The 16,967-nt window shown below is 44.8% G+C and carries 14 protein-coding genes; 6 read left to right on the top strand and 8 right to left on the bottom strand.

Annotation, left to right across the window (positions count from 1 at the left end; genetic code table 11):
- Positions 1-4: 4 nt before the first annotated feature.
- The 4 genes from JO154_RS00695 to lepA all read right to left on the bottom strand — a co-directional run bounded on the left by JO154_RS00695 (position 5) and on the right by lepA (position 5,390).
- A complete protein-coding gene (locus tag JO154_RS00695) occupies positions 5-2,419 on the bottom strand; it encodes an AsmA-like C-terminal region-containing protein (RefSeq protein ID WP_291940995.1) in 2,415 nt (804 codons plus the stop codon).
- Positions 2,420-2,477: 58 nt separating this feature from the next.
- Positions 2,478-3,020: a thioredoxin family protein gene (locus tag JO154_RS00690; RefSeq protein ID WP_291940994.1), complete on the bottom strand. Its 543-nt coding sequence runs from the start codon at positions 3,018-3,020 to the stop codon at positions 2,478-2,480.
- 79 nt (positions 3,021-3,099) lie between these two features.
- On the bottom strand, positions 3,100-3,309 hold the full coding sequence (locus JO154_RS00685; RefSeq protein WP_291940993.1) for a hypothetical protein: 210 nt from the start codon (positions 3,307-3,309) through the stop codon (positions 3,100-3,102).
- 284 nt (positions 3,310-3,593) lie between these two features.
- Entirely contained in the window at positions 3,594-5,390 is a 1,797-nt protein-coding gene (gene lepA / locus JO154_RS00680; RefSeq protein ID WP_291940992.1) for a translation elongation factor 4, read from the bottom strand.
- Positions 5,391-5,542: 152 nt separating this feature from the next.
- On the opposite strand from lepA, the gene JO154_RS00675 reads away from it, so the two are divergent.
- Genes JO154_RS00675 through JO154_RS00665 form a run of 3 tightly spaced genes read left to right on the top strand, consistent with a single transcriptional unit; the run spans position 5,543 to position 7,730 of the window.
- The gene (locus tag JO154_RS00675) at positions 5,543-5,800 is read left to right on the top strand and encodes an acyl-CoA-binding protein (protein WP_291940990.1); all 258 of its coding nucleotides are present in this window, start codon (positions 5,543-5,545) and stop codon (positions 5,798-5,800) included.
- 18 nt (positions 5,801-5,818) lie between these two features.
- Complete coding sequence (gene rocD / locus JO154_RS00670; protein WP_291940988.1) at positions 5,819-7,060, top strand: ornithine--oxo-acid transaminase; 1,242 nt, start codon at positions 5,819-5,821, stop codon at positions 7,058-7,060.
- A 28-nt stretch (positions 7,061-7,088) separates the two neighbouring features.
- Complete coding sequence (locus JO154_RS00665) at positions 7,089-7,730, top strand: VIT1/CCC1 transporter family protein (RefSeq protein ID WP_291940987.1); 642 nt, start codon at positions 7,089-7,091, stop codon at positions 7,728-7,730.
- A 4-nt stretch (positions 7,731-7,734) separates the two neighbouring features.
- Here JO154_RS00665 and JO154_RS00660 read toward each other — a convergent pair whose 3' ends face one another.
- Together JO154_RS00660 and JO154_RS00655 are read right to left on the bottom strand one after the other, a co-directional pair.
- Positions 7,735-8,124 carry a hypothetical protein gene (locus JO154_RS00660; protein WP_291940985.1) on the bottom strand — a complete coding sequence of 130 codons (390 nt, stop codon included), beginning with the start codon at positions 8,122-8,124 and terminating at the stop codon, positions 7,735-7,737.
- A 59-nt stretch (positions 8,125-8,183) separates the two neighbouring features.
- The gene (locus JO154_RS00655) at positions 8,184-10,367 is read right to left on the bottom strand and encodes a DPP IV N-terminal domain-containing protein (RefSeq protein ID WP_291940984.1); all 2,184 of its coding nucleotides are present in this window, start codon (positions 10,365-10,367) and stop codon (positions 8,184-8,186) included.
- 287 nt (positions 10,368-10,654) lie between these two features.
- Between JO154_RS00655 and JO154_RS00650 the strand changes: the two genes are divergently transcribed.
- The 3 genes from JO154_RS00650 to JO154_RS00640 all read left to right on the top strand — a co-directional run bounded on the left by JO154_RS00650 (position 10,655) and on the right by JO154_RS00640 (position 12,297).
- The gene (locus JO154_RS00650) at positions 10,655-10,912 is read left to right on the top strand and encodes a hypothetical protein (RefSeq protein ID WP_291940982.1); all 258 of its coding nucleotides are present in this window, start codon (positions 10,655-10,657) and stop codon (positions 10,910-10,912) included.
- Positions 10,913-10,985: 73 nt separating this feature from the next.
- A complete protein-coding gene (locus tag JO154_RS00645) occupies positions 10,986-11,597 on the top strand; it encodes a trimeric intracellular cation channel family protein (protein WP_291940980.1) in 612 nt (203 codons plus the stop codon).
- Between the two features lie 55 nt (positions 11,598-11,652).
- Positions 11,653-12,297 carry a MarC family protein gene (locus JO154_RS00640; RefSeq protein ID WP_291940978.1) on the top strand — a complete coding sequence of 215 codons (645 nt, stop codon included), beginning with the start codon at positions 11,653-11,655 and terminating at the stop codon, positions 12,295-12,297.
- 325 nt (positions 12,298-12,622) lie between these two features.
- On the opposite strand, the gene JO154_RS00635 is transcribed toward JO154_RS00640, so the two are convergent.
- Both JO154_RS00635 and JO154_RS00630 read right to left on the bottom strand, forming a co-directional pair.
- Positions 12,623-13,714, bottom strand: a complete 1,092-nt coding sequence (locus JO154_RS00635; RefSeq protein WP_291940977.1) for an efflux RND transporter periplasmic adaptor subunit — start codon at positions 13,712-13,714, stop codon at positions 12,623-12,625.
- Complete coding sequence (locus tag JO154_RS00630) at positions 13,701-16,937, bottom strand: efflux RND transporter permease subunit (RefSeq protein WP_291940974.1); 3,237 nt, start codon at positions 16,935-16,937, stop codon at positions 13,701-13,703. The genes JO154_RS00635 and JO154_RS00630 overlap by 14 nt, the downstream gene beginning before the upstream one ends.
- Positions 16,938-16,967 lie beyond the last annotated feature (30 nt).

The following is a 16,967-nucleotide window of genomic DNA, read 5'->3' as shown; positions in this document are numbered from 1 at the left end:
ATTTTTATTCATCATCACCTTTACCCATTTTAATTTTAACCTTTCCGCCCTCATCTACCGCGCGCAACCGCAGGATGATTCCTTTCCGACTGCGCCTGAACCGCTCTTGAGGATCGGTGATGGAGGTATCTTTATTGGGATTTCGCAGCGGTACTTCCATTTGAATATTAGTGCCGCCGCCAATTCCATACACGCCTTGCAAATCTATATTCACAGCACTGGACGACACGCGCATGGGAGGAATATATACCTTCCCATTTTCCACCCGAAACGTATTGTTCAAATTAGCAATGGTGATACTGTCTAGTCGGCGCTTACGGAAAAGAAAATTTCCGATATCTCCCAGCGGTGAAAAATCTACCAGTGCCCCTTTTTTCATACTCAGTTGAATCGTACCGTTTAGGGAGCGCTTCGCCAATGTACCATTGTCGAGCACATTCCCTTTCATATTGGTTTTAACACTGGCAATACCTTTTATATTTTTATAGGTAAGTCCGTCCATGCCGAAATTATCAAAGGCATAAAACAGTTGCGAGAGATTCACATTCGTAAAACTAGCAGCTACATCAAAGAAGTTGTTAATGCCCTGCTGATGTATCTTTCCCTGTAGTCCCAACGTTCCGCTGGCATGCTGTAGGGAGATGCGGTTCAATAGGATATCATCCGCTGTTAGTAGCAGCGAGGCGTTTACTTGTTGCGCAGTGAAATGTTTGTAAACCGTTTTATCCAGTTGTACTTGCATTTTCACATTGCAGGCCTCCAGTACGGATTCCAACTGATTCCCCACTCGCCCTATCTTTGCTTTCCTGGCGGCAACTGATTGCTTTTTACCCTTACGAGGACTCAAATACGATCGGAATTCATTCAGGTCTACCAGTGGACTATGTATATTCCATTCTAGCAAAATTTTGTCTGGCGCCGTAAAATAGAAGTTCAATACATTTTTCATTTGTCCATTCATGAAAAGTGTACTGTTCGCGGATTGCAGCCGAATATTTTCCAATAGAAGATCTTGTCCTGTAAAACGCAAAGTGGCATTACAGTTTTTAAATTGTAAGGCACGCGGCGCATATGTAAATGCAGCGCCACTTACTTGCACAATGCCCATCAGCGAGGAAGCGGACGTATCATTTTTCATGATTGGTCCGGTGTAGTTCAGGTCGGCCACCGCCTGCCCGGAATCGAAATGCAAAGGCAGCGCATTGGCATTATCGTTCAGATTCGTCAATGGAAAGGACGATTTAAAATGCCCTCTCAGCAAGGGTTGCTTCAGGTTCACTACTCGAATAGTATCGGCCATTAGAGGCACAGCGCCAAGCGCAGCAGAAAGGTTAAATATACTGATGGCTGCATTGGCATCTGTATGATCGGGAATATCCAGTACCTGGTTATTGAACCGACCGGTAAAACTACAATTAGACCACGCGCCGAGGGAGCTCTGAAGCACGTTGCCAGTGGTTTTCCAGGTAACTACCACATGAGGCGTATCCCTGTATTTCATATAGCCATCTATGTTAGCGGTAGCGTCCAGTGGCTTTTGGAGTCCGATATTATTCAGCTTTCCTGAAATATTTGGCGGTAGCCAGGAAGCACCCTCGCTCAGCAGCAGCTCATTGGCGATAATTCGAAGACTGAATGAAGGAGGTTTTTCTGTAAATACAAAGGTACCGCCCAATGTCACGGGCTTTCCATCAATCATAATTTTCTGACCGGGGATACGCAGTACTTTTGATTTTCGATTAAAGGAAAGTAGCAATGGCAGGTCCAGTTCTTTGTCTTTCAGGTAGCTGCCTTTAAGGGTATTGAATTCAAATTGCCTAGAGAGTATTCTTGTGTAGAGGGAAATAGCAGCAGAATCCCCGTGGTTCACCAGGCTACCAGACAATTCCTTAATTAGCAGATCAAACAGTTTTTGTTTTTGTTTATTCTCAATAACGAAGCTAACGTTTTCCAGTTGCAGCTTCCCGATATCTGCTTGTTTGGATGGGGAGGATGGTGATTTAGGGCGAAATAAACTGGTATTCGTATAGCCGCTGCTGTCAGTATACAGGCAAATACTACCATTCTCTAGGATCACTTCCTTTATCTTGAGCCGTTTGCGCAGCAGGGACCAGGTATTTAGCTTAATATAGATATGTTGTATATCCATCAAATAGCGATGATGGGTTACAAAAAGGCTATCCTGCAACTGTACGTGGCTAAGGTTAAGGGATATATTGGGGAAGTTCTTTACCAGAGAGGGTTCCATATCACCAATGGTTAACTTCCCGGATATCCTGCCGTCTATCTGCGCTGTGATTTGTTTGAGAAAATCGGCCTTGTTGGCCCTTATATATAATGCCAGTCCAATTAACAGTAGCAAAAGAATTCCCAGAATTCCTCCTGCAATAAATAGAGTTAGCCGAAGCCATTTACGCATGCCAGTGGTTTATAGGTGTAAACACCATTCAGGCAAGGGATGTTCGGTAAGGACGGTATTAATTCCTAGCAGTAAATTTGCTAAATCTTTCTTTTACGGCCAGCAAATCTCTTGCCGTCATATTGGATGTACTTTTCAAAATAGACAGGAAATATTCAATTTCATCCGGTTGGCCGGGGCATCCGATGTTATGTAGTTCACCACTTTGGTTCTTCATGCGGCTATTCGCCACGAGCTTACCATCGGGGCCAAAGATGAGCCAGAAAGGAATACCTTCATCATCGCCATGGTATTGTGTGAGTAGCTCCATCCCCCCAGGGTTTTCATTGGCTACTTTTTCGCCTCTTTCCTGTACTGTAATATGGCGGATAACATAATTTTTATCGAAGAGATGACGGATACTTGGATCGTTCATGGCATCATCCATTTTATGGCACCAGCCACACCAAGACGCATGGAACATAATAAAGACATGCTTCTTTTCTTTGGAGGCCTGTTCTGTAGCTTCTTTCAAGACCTGTTGGGCGGGAGGAGGCGTCTGTTGGGCAAACACAGCAACCGAGATGAACACAAACAAAAATGGGAGCAGTATATTCTTCATAAAATTGCTTTACTCAAATATACTTACTCCCGTTTAATTTATCTCTATGTATCAGAATGACCTGATTTACCTGATTACATTAGATTTTTTCAGCCGCAAAGCCGGCTTTTGCCACCACAGCAGCTACTTCTTCAGCAGTCTTGCCATGTGCTTCTACGGTTAGTATTTTTTCATCCACTTTGGTGTCTACATTCCAGTGGCTAATACCTTCTTCTTTATTCAGATGTGGCGTAACTGCTGCTACACAGCCACTGCAATTGATGTTTGTTTTGAATTTGTACGTTTCCATATTGATTTGAATTTATATAAAATTAGTGATTACGTATAGGCGTTACCGTATTAGGATGTCTGCCGATTGACTTTTCAAAGGTCGCTCAGATACAGTGGGGAACTGTTATACAATCTTTACTATGATTTATATAATTTCTTCGGTGGTACAATCTCCTGCCCGTCTCTCCAGGGTAGACTAAAAATGAAATCGGGAATGACGTCTGCGACATCATTCCCGATTTATTTATCTTTTCGTTGTCCCTGCCCAGTGGGCCGGGACAACAGGCTAAAGAGTAATTCTTACTATTCATCCAGTTTCAGTACGGCCAGGAATGCTTCCTGTGGTACTTCTACGTTTCCGATTTGACGCATACGTTTTTTACCTTCTTTCTGTTTCTCCAGGAGTTTACGTTTACGGGAGATGTCACCACCATAACATTTTGCGGTTACGTCTTTACGCATTGCGCTGATGTTTTCACGGGCAACGATCTTCGCGCCCACAGCGGCCTGGATGGCGATCAAGAATTGTTGGCGTGGCAGCAGTTCTTTCAGTTTTTCGCAAAGTTTGCGACCGAAATCCTGTGCACGGCTGCGGTGAATCAGGGCGCTCAAGGCATCCACTTTATCACCGTTCAACAGGATATCCATTTTCACAATATCGCTTTCACGGAAGCCAATCGGCGTATAGTCAAAAGACGCATAACCACGGGTTTGGCTTTTTAACTTATCATAGAAGTCGAACACGATTTCTGTCAACGGCAGTTCAAACATCAGTTCCACGCGGGTAGTGGTCAGGTAGCTTTGGTTCAGCAAGAGACCACGTTTACCCAGACAGAGCGTCATGATGTTACCGATATAATCTGGTTTGGTGATGATCTGTGCACGAATCCAAGGTTCTTCGATTTTGGACATCTTGGTAGGGTCCGGCATTTCTGACGGGTTATTTACCGTGATGGCTTTTTCTTCTTTGGTATCATAGGCGATAAAGCCTACGTTTGGAACTGTGGTGATTACTGTTTGGTTAAACTCACGCTCCAGTCTTTCCTGGATGATTTCCATGTGGAGCATACCGAGGAAGCCGCAACGGAAACCGAAACCAAGTGCCTGAGAAGTTTCCAATTCATATGTCAGAGAAGCGTCATTCAGTTGGAGTTTATCCATACAATCACGCAGCTCTTCGAAATCTTCTGTTACCACAGGGAAGATACCAGCAAATACCATTGGCTTTACTTCCTGGAAACCTTTGATGCCATCCAGGCAAGGGTTGCTAGCCAGGGTGATGGTATCCCCTACTTTTACTTCTTTGGCATTTTTAATACCGGTGATGATATAACCTACGTCTCCGGTGTGCACCTCGTTCTTCGGTTCGAGGCCGAGTTTGAGGATACCTACCTCATCGGCTTCATATTCTTCGCCGGTGTTGACAAAGCGGATTTTATCGCCTTTCTTAAGTGTACCGTTATATATGCGGAAATAAGCGATAATACCACGGAAGGAGTTAAATACGGAGTCAAAGATCAGGGCCTGCAGCGGTGCTTCCGGATTGCCTTCAGGGGCAGGGATACGGGCAACAATCGCTTCCAGGATTTCCTCAATACCAATACCGGTTTTACCGGAAGCCAGGAGGATATCTTCGTCCTTAACACCGATCAATTCGATAATTTGGTCTTTTACTTCCTCGATCATTGCGCCTGGCATATCAATTTTATTGATAACAGGGATGATTTCGAGGTCGTTTTCCAATGCCAGGTAAAGGTTGGAAATCGTTTGTGCTTGGATACCTTGTGCAGCATCTACCAGGAGAAGGGCGCCTTCACAAGCAGCCAGTGCGCGGGATACTTCATAAGAGAAGTCCACGTGGCCGGGAGTATCGATCAGGTTAAAAGTATATTTTTCACCGTTCTTGGCGGTGTAGTTCATTTGAATAGCGTGACTCTTAATGGTAATCCCTTTTTCACGCTCCAGATCCATGTCGTCCAGTACCTGCGCTTGCATGTCGCGGTCTGAAATTGTTTTGGTAAACTCCAACAAACGGTCAGCCAGGGTACTCTTACCGTGGTCAATATGGGCAATAATACAAAAATTGCGAATATTCTTCATATGATGATTTACTGGTACGATGGATGATCTCATTGCAGATCAGGCCATTTCAGCCCGCAAAGGTATTAAAATTAGTTGGTTTATTTGGTGAATGTTTAATTTATCTGCACCTTAGTAAAACAACGATCATTCATCTCTTAAAATAAGGGTCTATGGAACTTACACAGGAATTTGAACAGGCGGTAGCAACTAGTAAAACTCTCCCTGAAAAGCCATCTAACGAAATCCTGTTGCAGCTATATTCTTTATATAAGCAAGCAACAGAAGGCGATGCCACTGGAGACGGACCATCCAATCCATTTGATTTTGTAGCAAAAGCCAAACACAATGCCTGGGAAGAGCAAAAAGGCAAATCCAAGGAAGATGCCATGAAAGAGTACGTTGCACTGGTGCAGCGATTGAAAGGTTAATTGATTTAATTTTGTAGAATGATACCCACAAATACATTTACGGAAAGAACGCAACATTTTCTGGATCTGGAAGAACAGTATGGCGCACATAACTATCACCCTTTACCTGTGGTTTTGGACCGAGGCAAGGGCGTATACCTGTGGGACGTTGACGGTAAACAATACTACGATTTCCTCTCGGGCTATAGTGCTGTAAACCAAGGGCATTGTCACCCTGCGATTATAGCCACCCTGATTGAACAGGCACAAAAACTTACTTTAACCTCCCGCGCATTTCATAGCGATCTGTTAGGAGAATATGCGGAATATATCACCCGCTACTTCGGGTATGATAAAGTCCTGCCGATGAACACGGGCGTGGAAGCCGTAGAAACTGCCCTGAAGCTGTGTCGCCGTTGGGGATACCAAGTAAAAGGTATTCCTGAAAACAAGGCTAAGATTATCGTTTGCGGCCATAATTTCCACGGACGTACTTTAAATGTGATCTCCTTCAGTACCGATCCGGATGCTAGAAATAATTTTGGTCCTTACATGCCAGGTTATGAAATTATTCCTTTCAATAACCTGAATGCACTGGAACAGGCCCTGCAAGATAAAAATGTAGCAGGCTTCCTGGTAGAACCTATCCAGGGAGAAGCCGGTGTGGTAGTACCTGACGAAGGCTATCTTGCACAGGCTTACCAGTATTGTAAAGATGCCCATGTGCTGTTTATGGCCGATGAAATCCAAACGGGCCTTGCACGTACCGGCAAAATGCTGGCTTGTGATCACGAAAATGTAAGACCTGATATCCTGATACTTGGCAAAGCTTTGTCGGGCGGAACCTTGCCTGTGAGCGCTGTCCTCGCCGATGACGATATCATGCTGACAATCAAACCAGGAGAACACGGTTCCACTTACGGTGGTAATCCACTGGCCTGTAAAGTGGCCATCACTGCGCTGGAAGTACTCAAGACCGAAAAAATGGCGGAAAATGCCGAGGCGATGGGAATACTGCTGCGTAAGGCCTTGCACGATATCCAATCTCCTTACATTACCACCATCCGTGGAAAAGGCTTGCTAAATGCAATCGTCGTTAAACACGATGACCCTGAAGCGGCCTGGGACCTCTGCCTCACCTTAAAAGAAAATGGCTTGCTGGCAAAACCCACCCATGGCGATAAAATCCGCTTCGCCCCACCCCTGCTGATTAATGCAGCCCAGGTGTTGGATTGTGTAAGCATCATTCAGCGCAGCCTGGAATCAACATTCCACCGCTAGACATCAGGAATTTAAAATTATTACATACATGGCGGACAGCCACAAAGCCATCCGAAGCTCCGGATGGAGTACCGACTTATTAGTCGGTTTCCCAGATGGGTTATTCCTGCTTTTCTTTTCTACGCAGGTCATACAGCATTTCGCCATGGAAGTGCAAACATTCTACAACCTCCAGTTGGCCATTTGGATCATTGGTACGTTGCTGGTAATGTTTAGTGCTTTCCACGCCAATCGCGGAGATTTGCAGCATGACAATCCCCTGCTCACTCCCGAAGAAAAGAAGAAATTACAGGGATTGGATATCAGTGAAACAACCATTGATCATATCGCAGAGGAAATGAAAAAAGATGCGGATTTATGGGAACGTACACTGGAGGAAGAACAGGTGAAGGAAACTACGTTTAGTCGTGGCCGTGCCATCAGAAGTTCCATATTTACAGGACTCTTTTTTCTGATGGGCGGTGCATTGTCAGTGTGTCCGTATCTCTCTAATGAAAACTTCAATGCTGCTTCTCAAACCAGCATGATGTTGGTTTTCCTGGGATTAACAATATTCAGCTTTATCAAAGCCAAATTAACAGCACAGCGCCCATTACCAATTGTTATACGTTATTGGTTAATGGGCGCTGGTGTAATGGCAGGTACTTGGATCCTGCAGAAAGTATGGTAAGTGTTTATTGATCTACCCTGGTAAACAGCACAGATAAGAATGCTGCCAGTGCAGCCACTACAGAAATATATAATGCGATATGCACCTGTGGACAAATACCCACCTCACAACGGGAGAAAATCAAGACATTCCGGAATGTCCATGCCAGCAGGAATCCGCATACAAACAGATTGACACGCAGGGTCCATTTTTTACGCAATGCAAACATGACCAAACCTAATACTGATAGGAAAATATTCAGTTTTCCCGGTTCTCCATAACTGGATCCTTCTGTATTCACACCGGTAAATATCAAGTGCTTCAGATGTGCATCATTGATTTCTGACCAAGGCAGAAAAGCACAGATAATAATTGCTGCCGTTGCGATGATACCAATAATCCTGGTTTTAGACATATCACTCATTTTAGGGAGGCGAAGGTAAAGAATTAACTTCTTCCTTCGCCATAAAAAATCTACTTCGCTCCCGGCGCACAATGCGATTTCACAAAGTTGGTAAACAGCGTCGACAGATGCTCTTCAGTTCCTTCTCCTTCTGAAATGCTATGTGTACGATTGGGATATGCCATGAATTGAAACTGCTTATTATACTTGATGAGTGCATTCAGCATCATTTCAGAATTCTGATAGTGTACATTATCATCTCCCGTACCTTGAATCATCAGCAGGTTGCCTTCCATGTGTTCCGCATAAGATACAGGGGAGCCTTTTTTATAGGCATCCATGTCTTCTTGTGGCAAACCAGTATAACGCTCCTGGTAAATATTATCGTAGGTCAATAAATTCGTAACAGGTGCTATGGCTACGCCAGATTTGAAAATACCTGGATATTGGCAAAGCAAGTTCAACGTCATGGTACCGCCACCGCTCCAGCCCCAGATAAGGGTACGCGTAGAATCAATGAAAGCATATTTCTCCATCAATGCTTTTGCTGCCATTGCCTGATCGCGAGTATCGATCGCACCAATTTTTTGGTAGATCGCTTTTCTCCACTCTCTTCCTTTTGGCAAAGGCGTACCACGGTTATCAAACGATACATAAATATATCCATCATCTGCCATGTTACCTTTGTAAAGTCGATCCCGGCCTACATACCAGGAATCCAGCGTAGTGGCTGCCGCAGGACCACCATACACGGTGAAGATAATAGGGTATTTTTTAGACGGATCAAAGTTTGTTGGCTTCACCATAAATCCATCTATCTTTACGCCATCTACTGTTGTTACCTGTACATATTCCAGGTTCTTTGTTGGATTGATAAAGTTCTTCATGCCATCCTGCATCTTCTTGCTTACCACTGGCGTATCTTTCAGATTGATAAACTCATTCAGTGGACGATACAATTTCCAAGTAGATAAAGAATGGTATGTCCAAAGGCTGTACGGCGACATTTCATACTTGTTAGTCCCGCTAAATGCCGCAGGAGTCAGTCTTTCAGCCGGACCGCCTGTCAGCGGTACCTTGTACAAATATTGTTGTACTGGGTTTTCTGGAGAAGCGAGGAAGTAAATCGAATTGGTAGCTACATCTGCACGCAGGAGTTTAATTACATCGTAATTGCCTGGTGTCAATAGTTTTGCGGTATTATTAGTTAGGGAGACATGATATACATGACGCCAGCCATCTTCTTCACTTAGCCACAGGAAGGACTTACCGTCAGGAAGGAAATCCCAGCCTTTAATGCCAGTATCATCCCAAGTACCTTTGGTATCAATCCAGGTAGCATCTTTCTCTGTATATACTGTTCTAGTAGCTCCATTGTCGGCACGACAAACCATAATCTTACTTTCATTCTGGCGTCTATTGACTTGTTGAATGATGAATTCATTAGAATTTGGAATCCACTCCATTCTTGGAATATAGTGCTGACGGGCATCTCCGGGCACATTCATCCAGTTCGTGCGGGCGGTCTGTATATTTACTACACCTACTCTACAAGCAGAAGGATCTTGGCCTGCAACTGGATATTCTACTGGAATGGTAAAAGAATAGATGGAGTCTGTATTATTAATCATGAGGAAGTCGCGGGTCTTGGTAGCATCCAACTGCCAATAGGCAATGCTTTTGCTATCGGGGCTCCAGCGGAAACCATCGCGGCAATCCAGTTCCTCTTCATATACCCAATCAAAAGTACCGTTGATAAAGTGGCGATTGCCATTGGTAGTAAGGGCTTTAATTGCGCCAGTGGCCAGGTCTTCCACATAAATGTTATGATCACTTACATACGCCGCATTTTTGCCATCAGGAGAAATTTTTGCAAACATCAAGGAAGATGCAGGGCGGCCTTTGCCCAACTGGCGCAGCTTCTTGGTGGTTAGGTCCAGTACCCAGTAATCTCCTTTTGTTTCATAGCGCCATACCCTGCGGGTATTGGTAAATAATAAAACGCGGGAGTCTTGTTGATAAAATTCGAAGCTTTTCACATCCAGCGGCTGACCGGTCCCTCCCGGGCGCATCAGGCTAGTAGGCACTTTGATGGTGGGAGCACCGCCATTGCAAGGAACATAAGCGATACCATCATTTACCAACTGATAGGTACCGGAGCCATCCGTACTCCATGGAAACATAGGGCCCGGTTGAGCCTGCAACAGGAGTACCGCTCCCTGCAGGAATAACATTAACAGGGTAATTCTTTTCATCTGATTTTAAATAAGTTGCAATGGTAACAAAAAAATAAAAATCATGCGAACATTTGTCCGCCGAAGGCGTTATGAGTGGCAACGACCTGGAAAGGTATAATAAAATCTGTGCTATTTTTGATTATGTGGATAAAAAGTCATGTGTAAAGCAAAAATATTCATATGATTTTATCTATTTTTATGCAAGAAATAATAATTAGTTAATGAGAATCAGCCGGTTAACACAAATCAAAAATACCTGCCTGTAATTCTGAAAATTTTATCCTAATAGAAAAACCATAATAGTTATGCTTCAAGTTACATTATCTTATAAGAACCGCGAATTCCACCAACTCGAAGATTCCTTTCTGGCGCAACTGGCAGAAACCACCAAGAAATTACTGTATGCCTTACTGGAGGATATTTACGACCTGGTAATTAAGGAAAAAGGGCGTTTCCGTATCAACCTGGATCACCATCCTAAAATTGAAGTAGAAGGTTTCAGCAGTGATCTGCAAAATCAGATTGAGCGCACTCTCCGTGGTGAGTACGACTACGATTATTGATAAGCGTGTTGTCGGTATAGCTTTCAGGAGTCAAGGATTAATTATCTTGCACCCCTAAATTTATTATCACCGAATGCAGCTTACCTTCATTCACGTATTGGAGTTACTGGGAACCTTTGCGTTTGCCATATCCGGCGCAACGGCAGCCATCAACAAATCTTATGATGTCATCGGACTGCTTACACTAGCATTTGTAACCGCTATTGGAGGCGGTACCATCCGAGACTTGCTTATAGGAGCCACCCCTGTGGCCTGGATGACAGATGAACTGAGCAACAGCGCTATCATCATAGCTGCCGTCATTGCCGCCCTCTTTTTTTCCTACGTAAAAAGACTGCATCGCTGGCTGACCATTTTTGACGCAATTGGTTTAGCCTTATTTACTGTAACAGGTATCAACAAAGGAATTGCCGCTGGGCTTCCCATGCCCGTATGTGTGGCGCTGGGCACTATTACCGGTACTTTTGGTGGATTGCTGCGCGATGTCATTAGCGGAGAAGAACCCATTCTTTTCACCCGTGAAATATATGCTGCCGCCTCTATCGTTGGAGGAACCATCTATGTAGTAGGTGCAAGTTACCACGCAGATCCCGGTTTAATTCAGAGTGTAGCCGTTACCGTTATAGTGACAATACGACTCGTTAGTTTACGCTACAACTGGCAGTTGCCGCGACTTCGAGCATAATTTGTTCCTGGATAATATTATACCGTATCAGTGATAAATTTCATATATTGCTGTTATGAGGGAATTATTCGATAACTACTTTGCATTTGCTACAACTGTGTTCATGGGATTGCTCGCCATTGTGAATCCTATTTCTGCCATCCCGGTATTCCTGGAGCTGACCTCCAATATGGACAAGCCCTCGCGGCGGAACATCGCTACCAAATCCGTGCTGATTGCCTTTTTTATTATCGCTGTATTCAGTGTGGCAGGTAAATTGATTTTTCATGTATTTGGTATCACCCTCGCCGCATTGCGTGTTACGGGCGGTATCCTGGTATTTGTGATCGGATATGAAATGGTGCGCGGGAAAGCGGAAGAGAAACAACATTCCAAACTGGGCGATCAACCCGTAAAAGCAGACCAAGGTATCAGTGCGGCCATCACCCCATTGGCCATGCCACTCCTTGCCGGTCCGGGTACTATTACCACCTCTATGAGCTATTCCGCTGCTAAGGATGTATATCATTTGCTCATTGTAATGGCTGTCTATGCCCTTATCTGTTATATTACTTATCTACTCTTTATTGCCGGCGATAAAATCGTGAAAGTTATCGGATCGAATGTAATGATGGTGATAACCAAAATGATGGGGCTTATCTTGGCAGTAATTGGCGTACAGATGCTTGCTCTTGGAGCCATGGAGCTATTCAAACTTTGATATTTCTTTTCCTAAACAAAACAATTTCATTTTACCTATTGTTAATAAGGTATAAATAAAGGCATAGTTGGACTAGAAGAAATCGGCCCCTACCCGATCTGAGAATAAAGACAATCCTTTTTACTTACTGACATGAAATTTTTCGTCACCACTGGTGATGCAGTATATCTTTTTTCGATTAACAACAGGTAAAATCCGTTATTGATTACTAGGTGGATGTTATCGTTCCCTTTTTTCAATAGGAACTTATAAAATCAATATAGACGGAACAGTTAGCAGAAAAGCCGTCCCGATTCTTCGGGACGGCCGGTATTTTAAGCAGGTCCTAATCAATAATGGCACCTTCTTTTATTTCATCTGTTGCAACGGCAATTACCTGATCGCCTTCATGCAGATTCCCAAAAACTTCCGTAGAATCATTATGATGATTTCCTTCTTGCACATCTATCCATTTCGCATGATGATCTTTCACTACTACTACATATTTCCTTTCTGTAGATGCCACTACCGCCGATCCTGGCACTACTACTGCTTTCGCGGAACCATCGACCGGTAAAGTGACTTCTGCATACATCCCAGATTTCAGGGTATTATCTGTATTAGGGACATCTATCTCCACGGCTTCAGATCTATAACGATCGCTCAAAGTACCTGCCTGCCTAGCGATGGCACCCTTGAAATTAGTACCTGGCAAGGCATTCACCTGGAAGCTTACCTGTGCTCCGTCTTTCAACTGTGCACTTAAAATTTCCGGCACTTGGAGCACTAACCTCAACCTACCTTCTTGTTCCAACATCAGCATCGGTTTATCATCCACTTTTGTAGCGGGCCCTACTAAGGCGCCCGGATGGATGTTACGCTCTGTAATCACGCCATCAAAAGGAGCTGTAACGATGAGATAGCCTTTCATTACTTGCGCAGCCGCTAGATTGGATTTTTCTGTATTCATCAGCGCACTATCAGCCAGCATTTTGGCCCGTGCCATTTCTAAATCATGTGGTGCAATAGTACCTGGCGTTTCACTGGTGGCCAGCATACGTTCGAAGTTATCCTTGCTAGCTGCATACAATGCCGCTGCTTGCAGGTAACGAGATTGCGCTGCCATATACTGTTCCATAATTTCTGGGGCTTCCAATTGTAACAAGAGTTGCCCTTTATGCACATGACTACCACGGTCCACTGCCACGGTTTTAATAAATCCATTCACCTTGGGGAAGATGCTCACCTTTTCAAATGCTTCCAACACACCAGGCAACTGCAAACTGGTGGCCAGTGGCTGTTTTACCACGGTGGCCAAAGCATATTTCTTAGCCACTGGAATTTTTGCTTTCTGCTTTGCTTCTGAATGGTTGCAAGAAGCCATCGCTGCAGTTCCAGCTACCAGCATTAAGTAAAGGATTGTTTTATACGGTTGCATGCATTGAATTTTGTGAGTGATGAGTTGTAATTTTTTCTGCTGGCATCAACGATGGAGAGGCGTAGCTCGACTTACGTTGCGCTCTAGCATATACCAGTGGCAATATGAGTAAGGCCGCAAATGTAGAAGCGATCAATCCGCCGATTACCGCACGGCCCAAAGGAGCAGTTTGGTCACCCGCTTCTCCCAAGCCGGATGCCATTGGTATCATTCCTGCCACCATGGCCAGACTGGTCATTAATATAGGACGAAGTCGCACGCCTGCACTGACAATCGCCGCTCGGAAAGAATCATGATATTCTAGTCGCAGTTTTTCCGCATTCGTTACGATCAAGATCGCATTGGCCACGGATACACCGGTAGACATAATCATTCCCATATATGATTGCAGATTGAGCGTTGCACCAGTAATTAAAAGTGCAATTAACGCACCTGCAATTACCGCAGGAACAGTAGCCAATACCACCAAGGACAGTCGGAATGATTGATAGTTGGCCGCCAGCAGCAAGAAGATCACCACTACTGCAATCGCCAAACCGTTTTGCAAACTACCTAATGTTTCTGTGAGCAAACTGGAAGCTCCTTTTATTTCAGTGACCAATCCTTTTGGAGGATCGCCGGCATCTTTGATGGCCTGCTGTACGGCACGAGTGGCAGTGGCCAGATCCGCGCCTGTTACATTCGCACTAACGGTAACGAACCTACGAGGACCAGCCCTGTCAAATTCACCTGGCATTTCCGTCATGGAGAAATTGGCAACATCTCCGAGTACTGGTCTGGGTTGGCCTTTCACCAAGGGAATTTCTTTCAGGTCGTTCAGTTCCGTCATACTGTATTCAGGAATTTGTACTTGCGTTTGATAAGTATAAGCGGCCTTTTCATCCAGCCATTGGTTCTTTTCTGTAAAACGACTGGAAGAAGTAGATGCAGTAACAGAGCGCGCTGCCTGGCCAATGGTGAGTCCCATCTGCGCCAGCTTAAATCGATCGATGGATATACTGATAACAGGGAAATGTAAAGGCTGCGCGATTTGTACATCTCGAAGATATGGCACCTGTTGCATATTGGCCACCACCTTCTCCGCATAACCGGCAATCTCCTTCATATCCTTTCCTGCCACTCTTACTTCAATTGGATTGCTGGCACCCTGACTCATGATTTTTTCCGTCAGGTCGATGGGTTCGAAAGATACGCGTGTCTGCGGAAATGCAGTGGCGATGCGGTTGCGCAGGTCATCCTTCAAGTCATCCATATTCACTTTGTAATCTTCATCCAAGTTTACTTGCAGCACTGCTTCGTGGGTACCGCTATTGAAAACATACAAGTTACTGGTACCATAACTACTTGGAATCAATCCCACATAGGCAGAACTAATCATTACATGGCCATTGGTCACACTGTCGATCATATCCAACACCTGGTGCACACGGGCTTCTGTTCTTTCCAAACGGGTACCATCCGGTTCGCGGAGACGGAGCTGAAATTGACTACCGTTTATATGCGGCATGAGGTCTTTACCAATATAAGTATAGCATCCAGCGGCTAAGGCGATGGCCCCAATCAGGTAAACCGTTACGATCAATTTTGATTTAGGCGCCATGCGTTCCAGTAACTGAATGAAACCGTGTTTGAAACGGTCGAAGCCTTTCAGTTCTTTTTCATGCACATCATCGTGATGCAATTGTGTATTTATTTCTACCACTTCCTCGTGGTCCAACGCCAGTCCTGCGGGCGCGTGTTGATACTTCTCTGCTTTGAGCCACCAGTTGCTGACCACAGGGACCAGCGTCTGCGCAGCAAAAAAAGAAGCAATCATCGCAAAGCCTATGCTTAATGCCAGTGGCAAAAACATAGCACGTGGCACACCGGTCATGATAAAGGAAGGTGCGAATACCGCGAGGATACAAAGTAATATCAGCACCAAGGGGAAGGAAATTTCTTCGCAGGCATCATAAATAGCCCTCCGTTTGGGTTTCCCCATTTCTAAGTGCTGGTGTATATTCTCTATCGTTACCGTGGCCTGATCCACCAGGATACCAATGGCCAGGGCGAGTCCGCTCAAGGTCATGATGTTGATGGTTTGTCCACTGAGCTGGAGGAACATTACCGCCGTAAGGATCGCAATAGGGATTGTGATAACCACCACGAGGCAACTACGCAGGTCTTTGAGGAAGAGCAGTACCATGAGGCCTGTTAATAGTGCACCCAAGATACCCTCTGTCATTAAGCTTTTCACCGCGTTAATCACAAATACGGACTGGTCAAATTCATAACTGATATGTACATCGTCCGGCAACAAGCTTTGCATTTCCGGAATGCGCTGCTTCAGTGTTTTTACTACATCCCAGGTACTGGCGTCTGCCGTTTTCACCACTGGAATGTATACTGAGCGCTTTCCGTTTACCAATGCGTAATCTACCGTCACATCCGCGCCATCCGCTACATTCGCCACGTCTTTAATGAAGATGTTACTAGCGCCATTACTGGTGATGGGGATTTCGCCAAATTGTGTAACCTCTTTCTCCAGGGAGTTGATGGTGGTCACATACATCGTATTGTTGATACGAATATTCCCAGAGGGCGTCATCACGTTATTTTTCGCGATGGCTTCCACCACCTGATCGGCAGAGAGATTGAAACTGCGGAGTTTTTGCGGGTCCACATTGATCACCACAGAACGGGTATTGGCCCCAAATGGTGGCGGCGCTGAAAGTCCGGGTACGGTCGCAAACATAGGTCGGATACGGGTAGCAGCGAGGTCCGCCAGTTCTTTCAGATTCCTGGTTGGACTGCTTAATACCAGTTCGCCGACCGGCAATGAGGATGCGTCGAAACGTACCACCTGTGGCGGTTGTGCCCCCGGCGGGAAGAAGTTCATCGCACGGTTTACTTGCAAAGCCACTTGTGCAGAGGCTTCCGCCATATCTGTATTTTCGTAGAAGGTCAATTTTAGCAGGGTTAGACCCTGGATATTCTTACTAGAGATATTCTTTATTCCATTCACATACAGAAACTGGTCCTGCAAACGGGTGGCAAAGAAGCCTTCCATTTGTTTGGGCGACATCCCGCCGTAGGACTCAATTACATAGATGGTGGGTAAGTTTAGTTTGGGAAATATATCTATGGGAATCCTGAAAATGGTCAGAAAAGAAAACAGCAGGACTCCCGCCATGATAACAACCACCGCTATTGGTTTCTTTAGTGCCGAGGATACTAGTGACATAATAATCTATTTTAAATCAACAAATCCCTA

Origin of the sequence: Chitinophaga sp., from assembly GCF_019236475.1 — a bacterium.
Classification (GTDB): Bacteria; Bacteroidota; Bacteroidia; order Chitinophagales; family Chitinophagaceae; genus Chitinophaga.
This window is presented reverse-complemented; position numbering and strand designations above follow the sequence as displayed.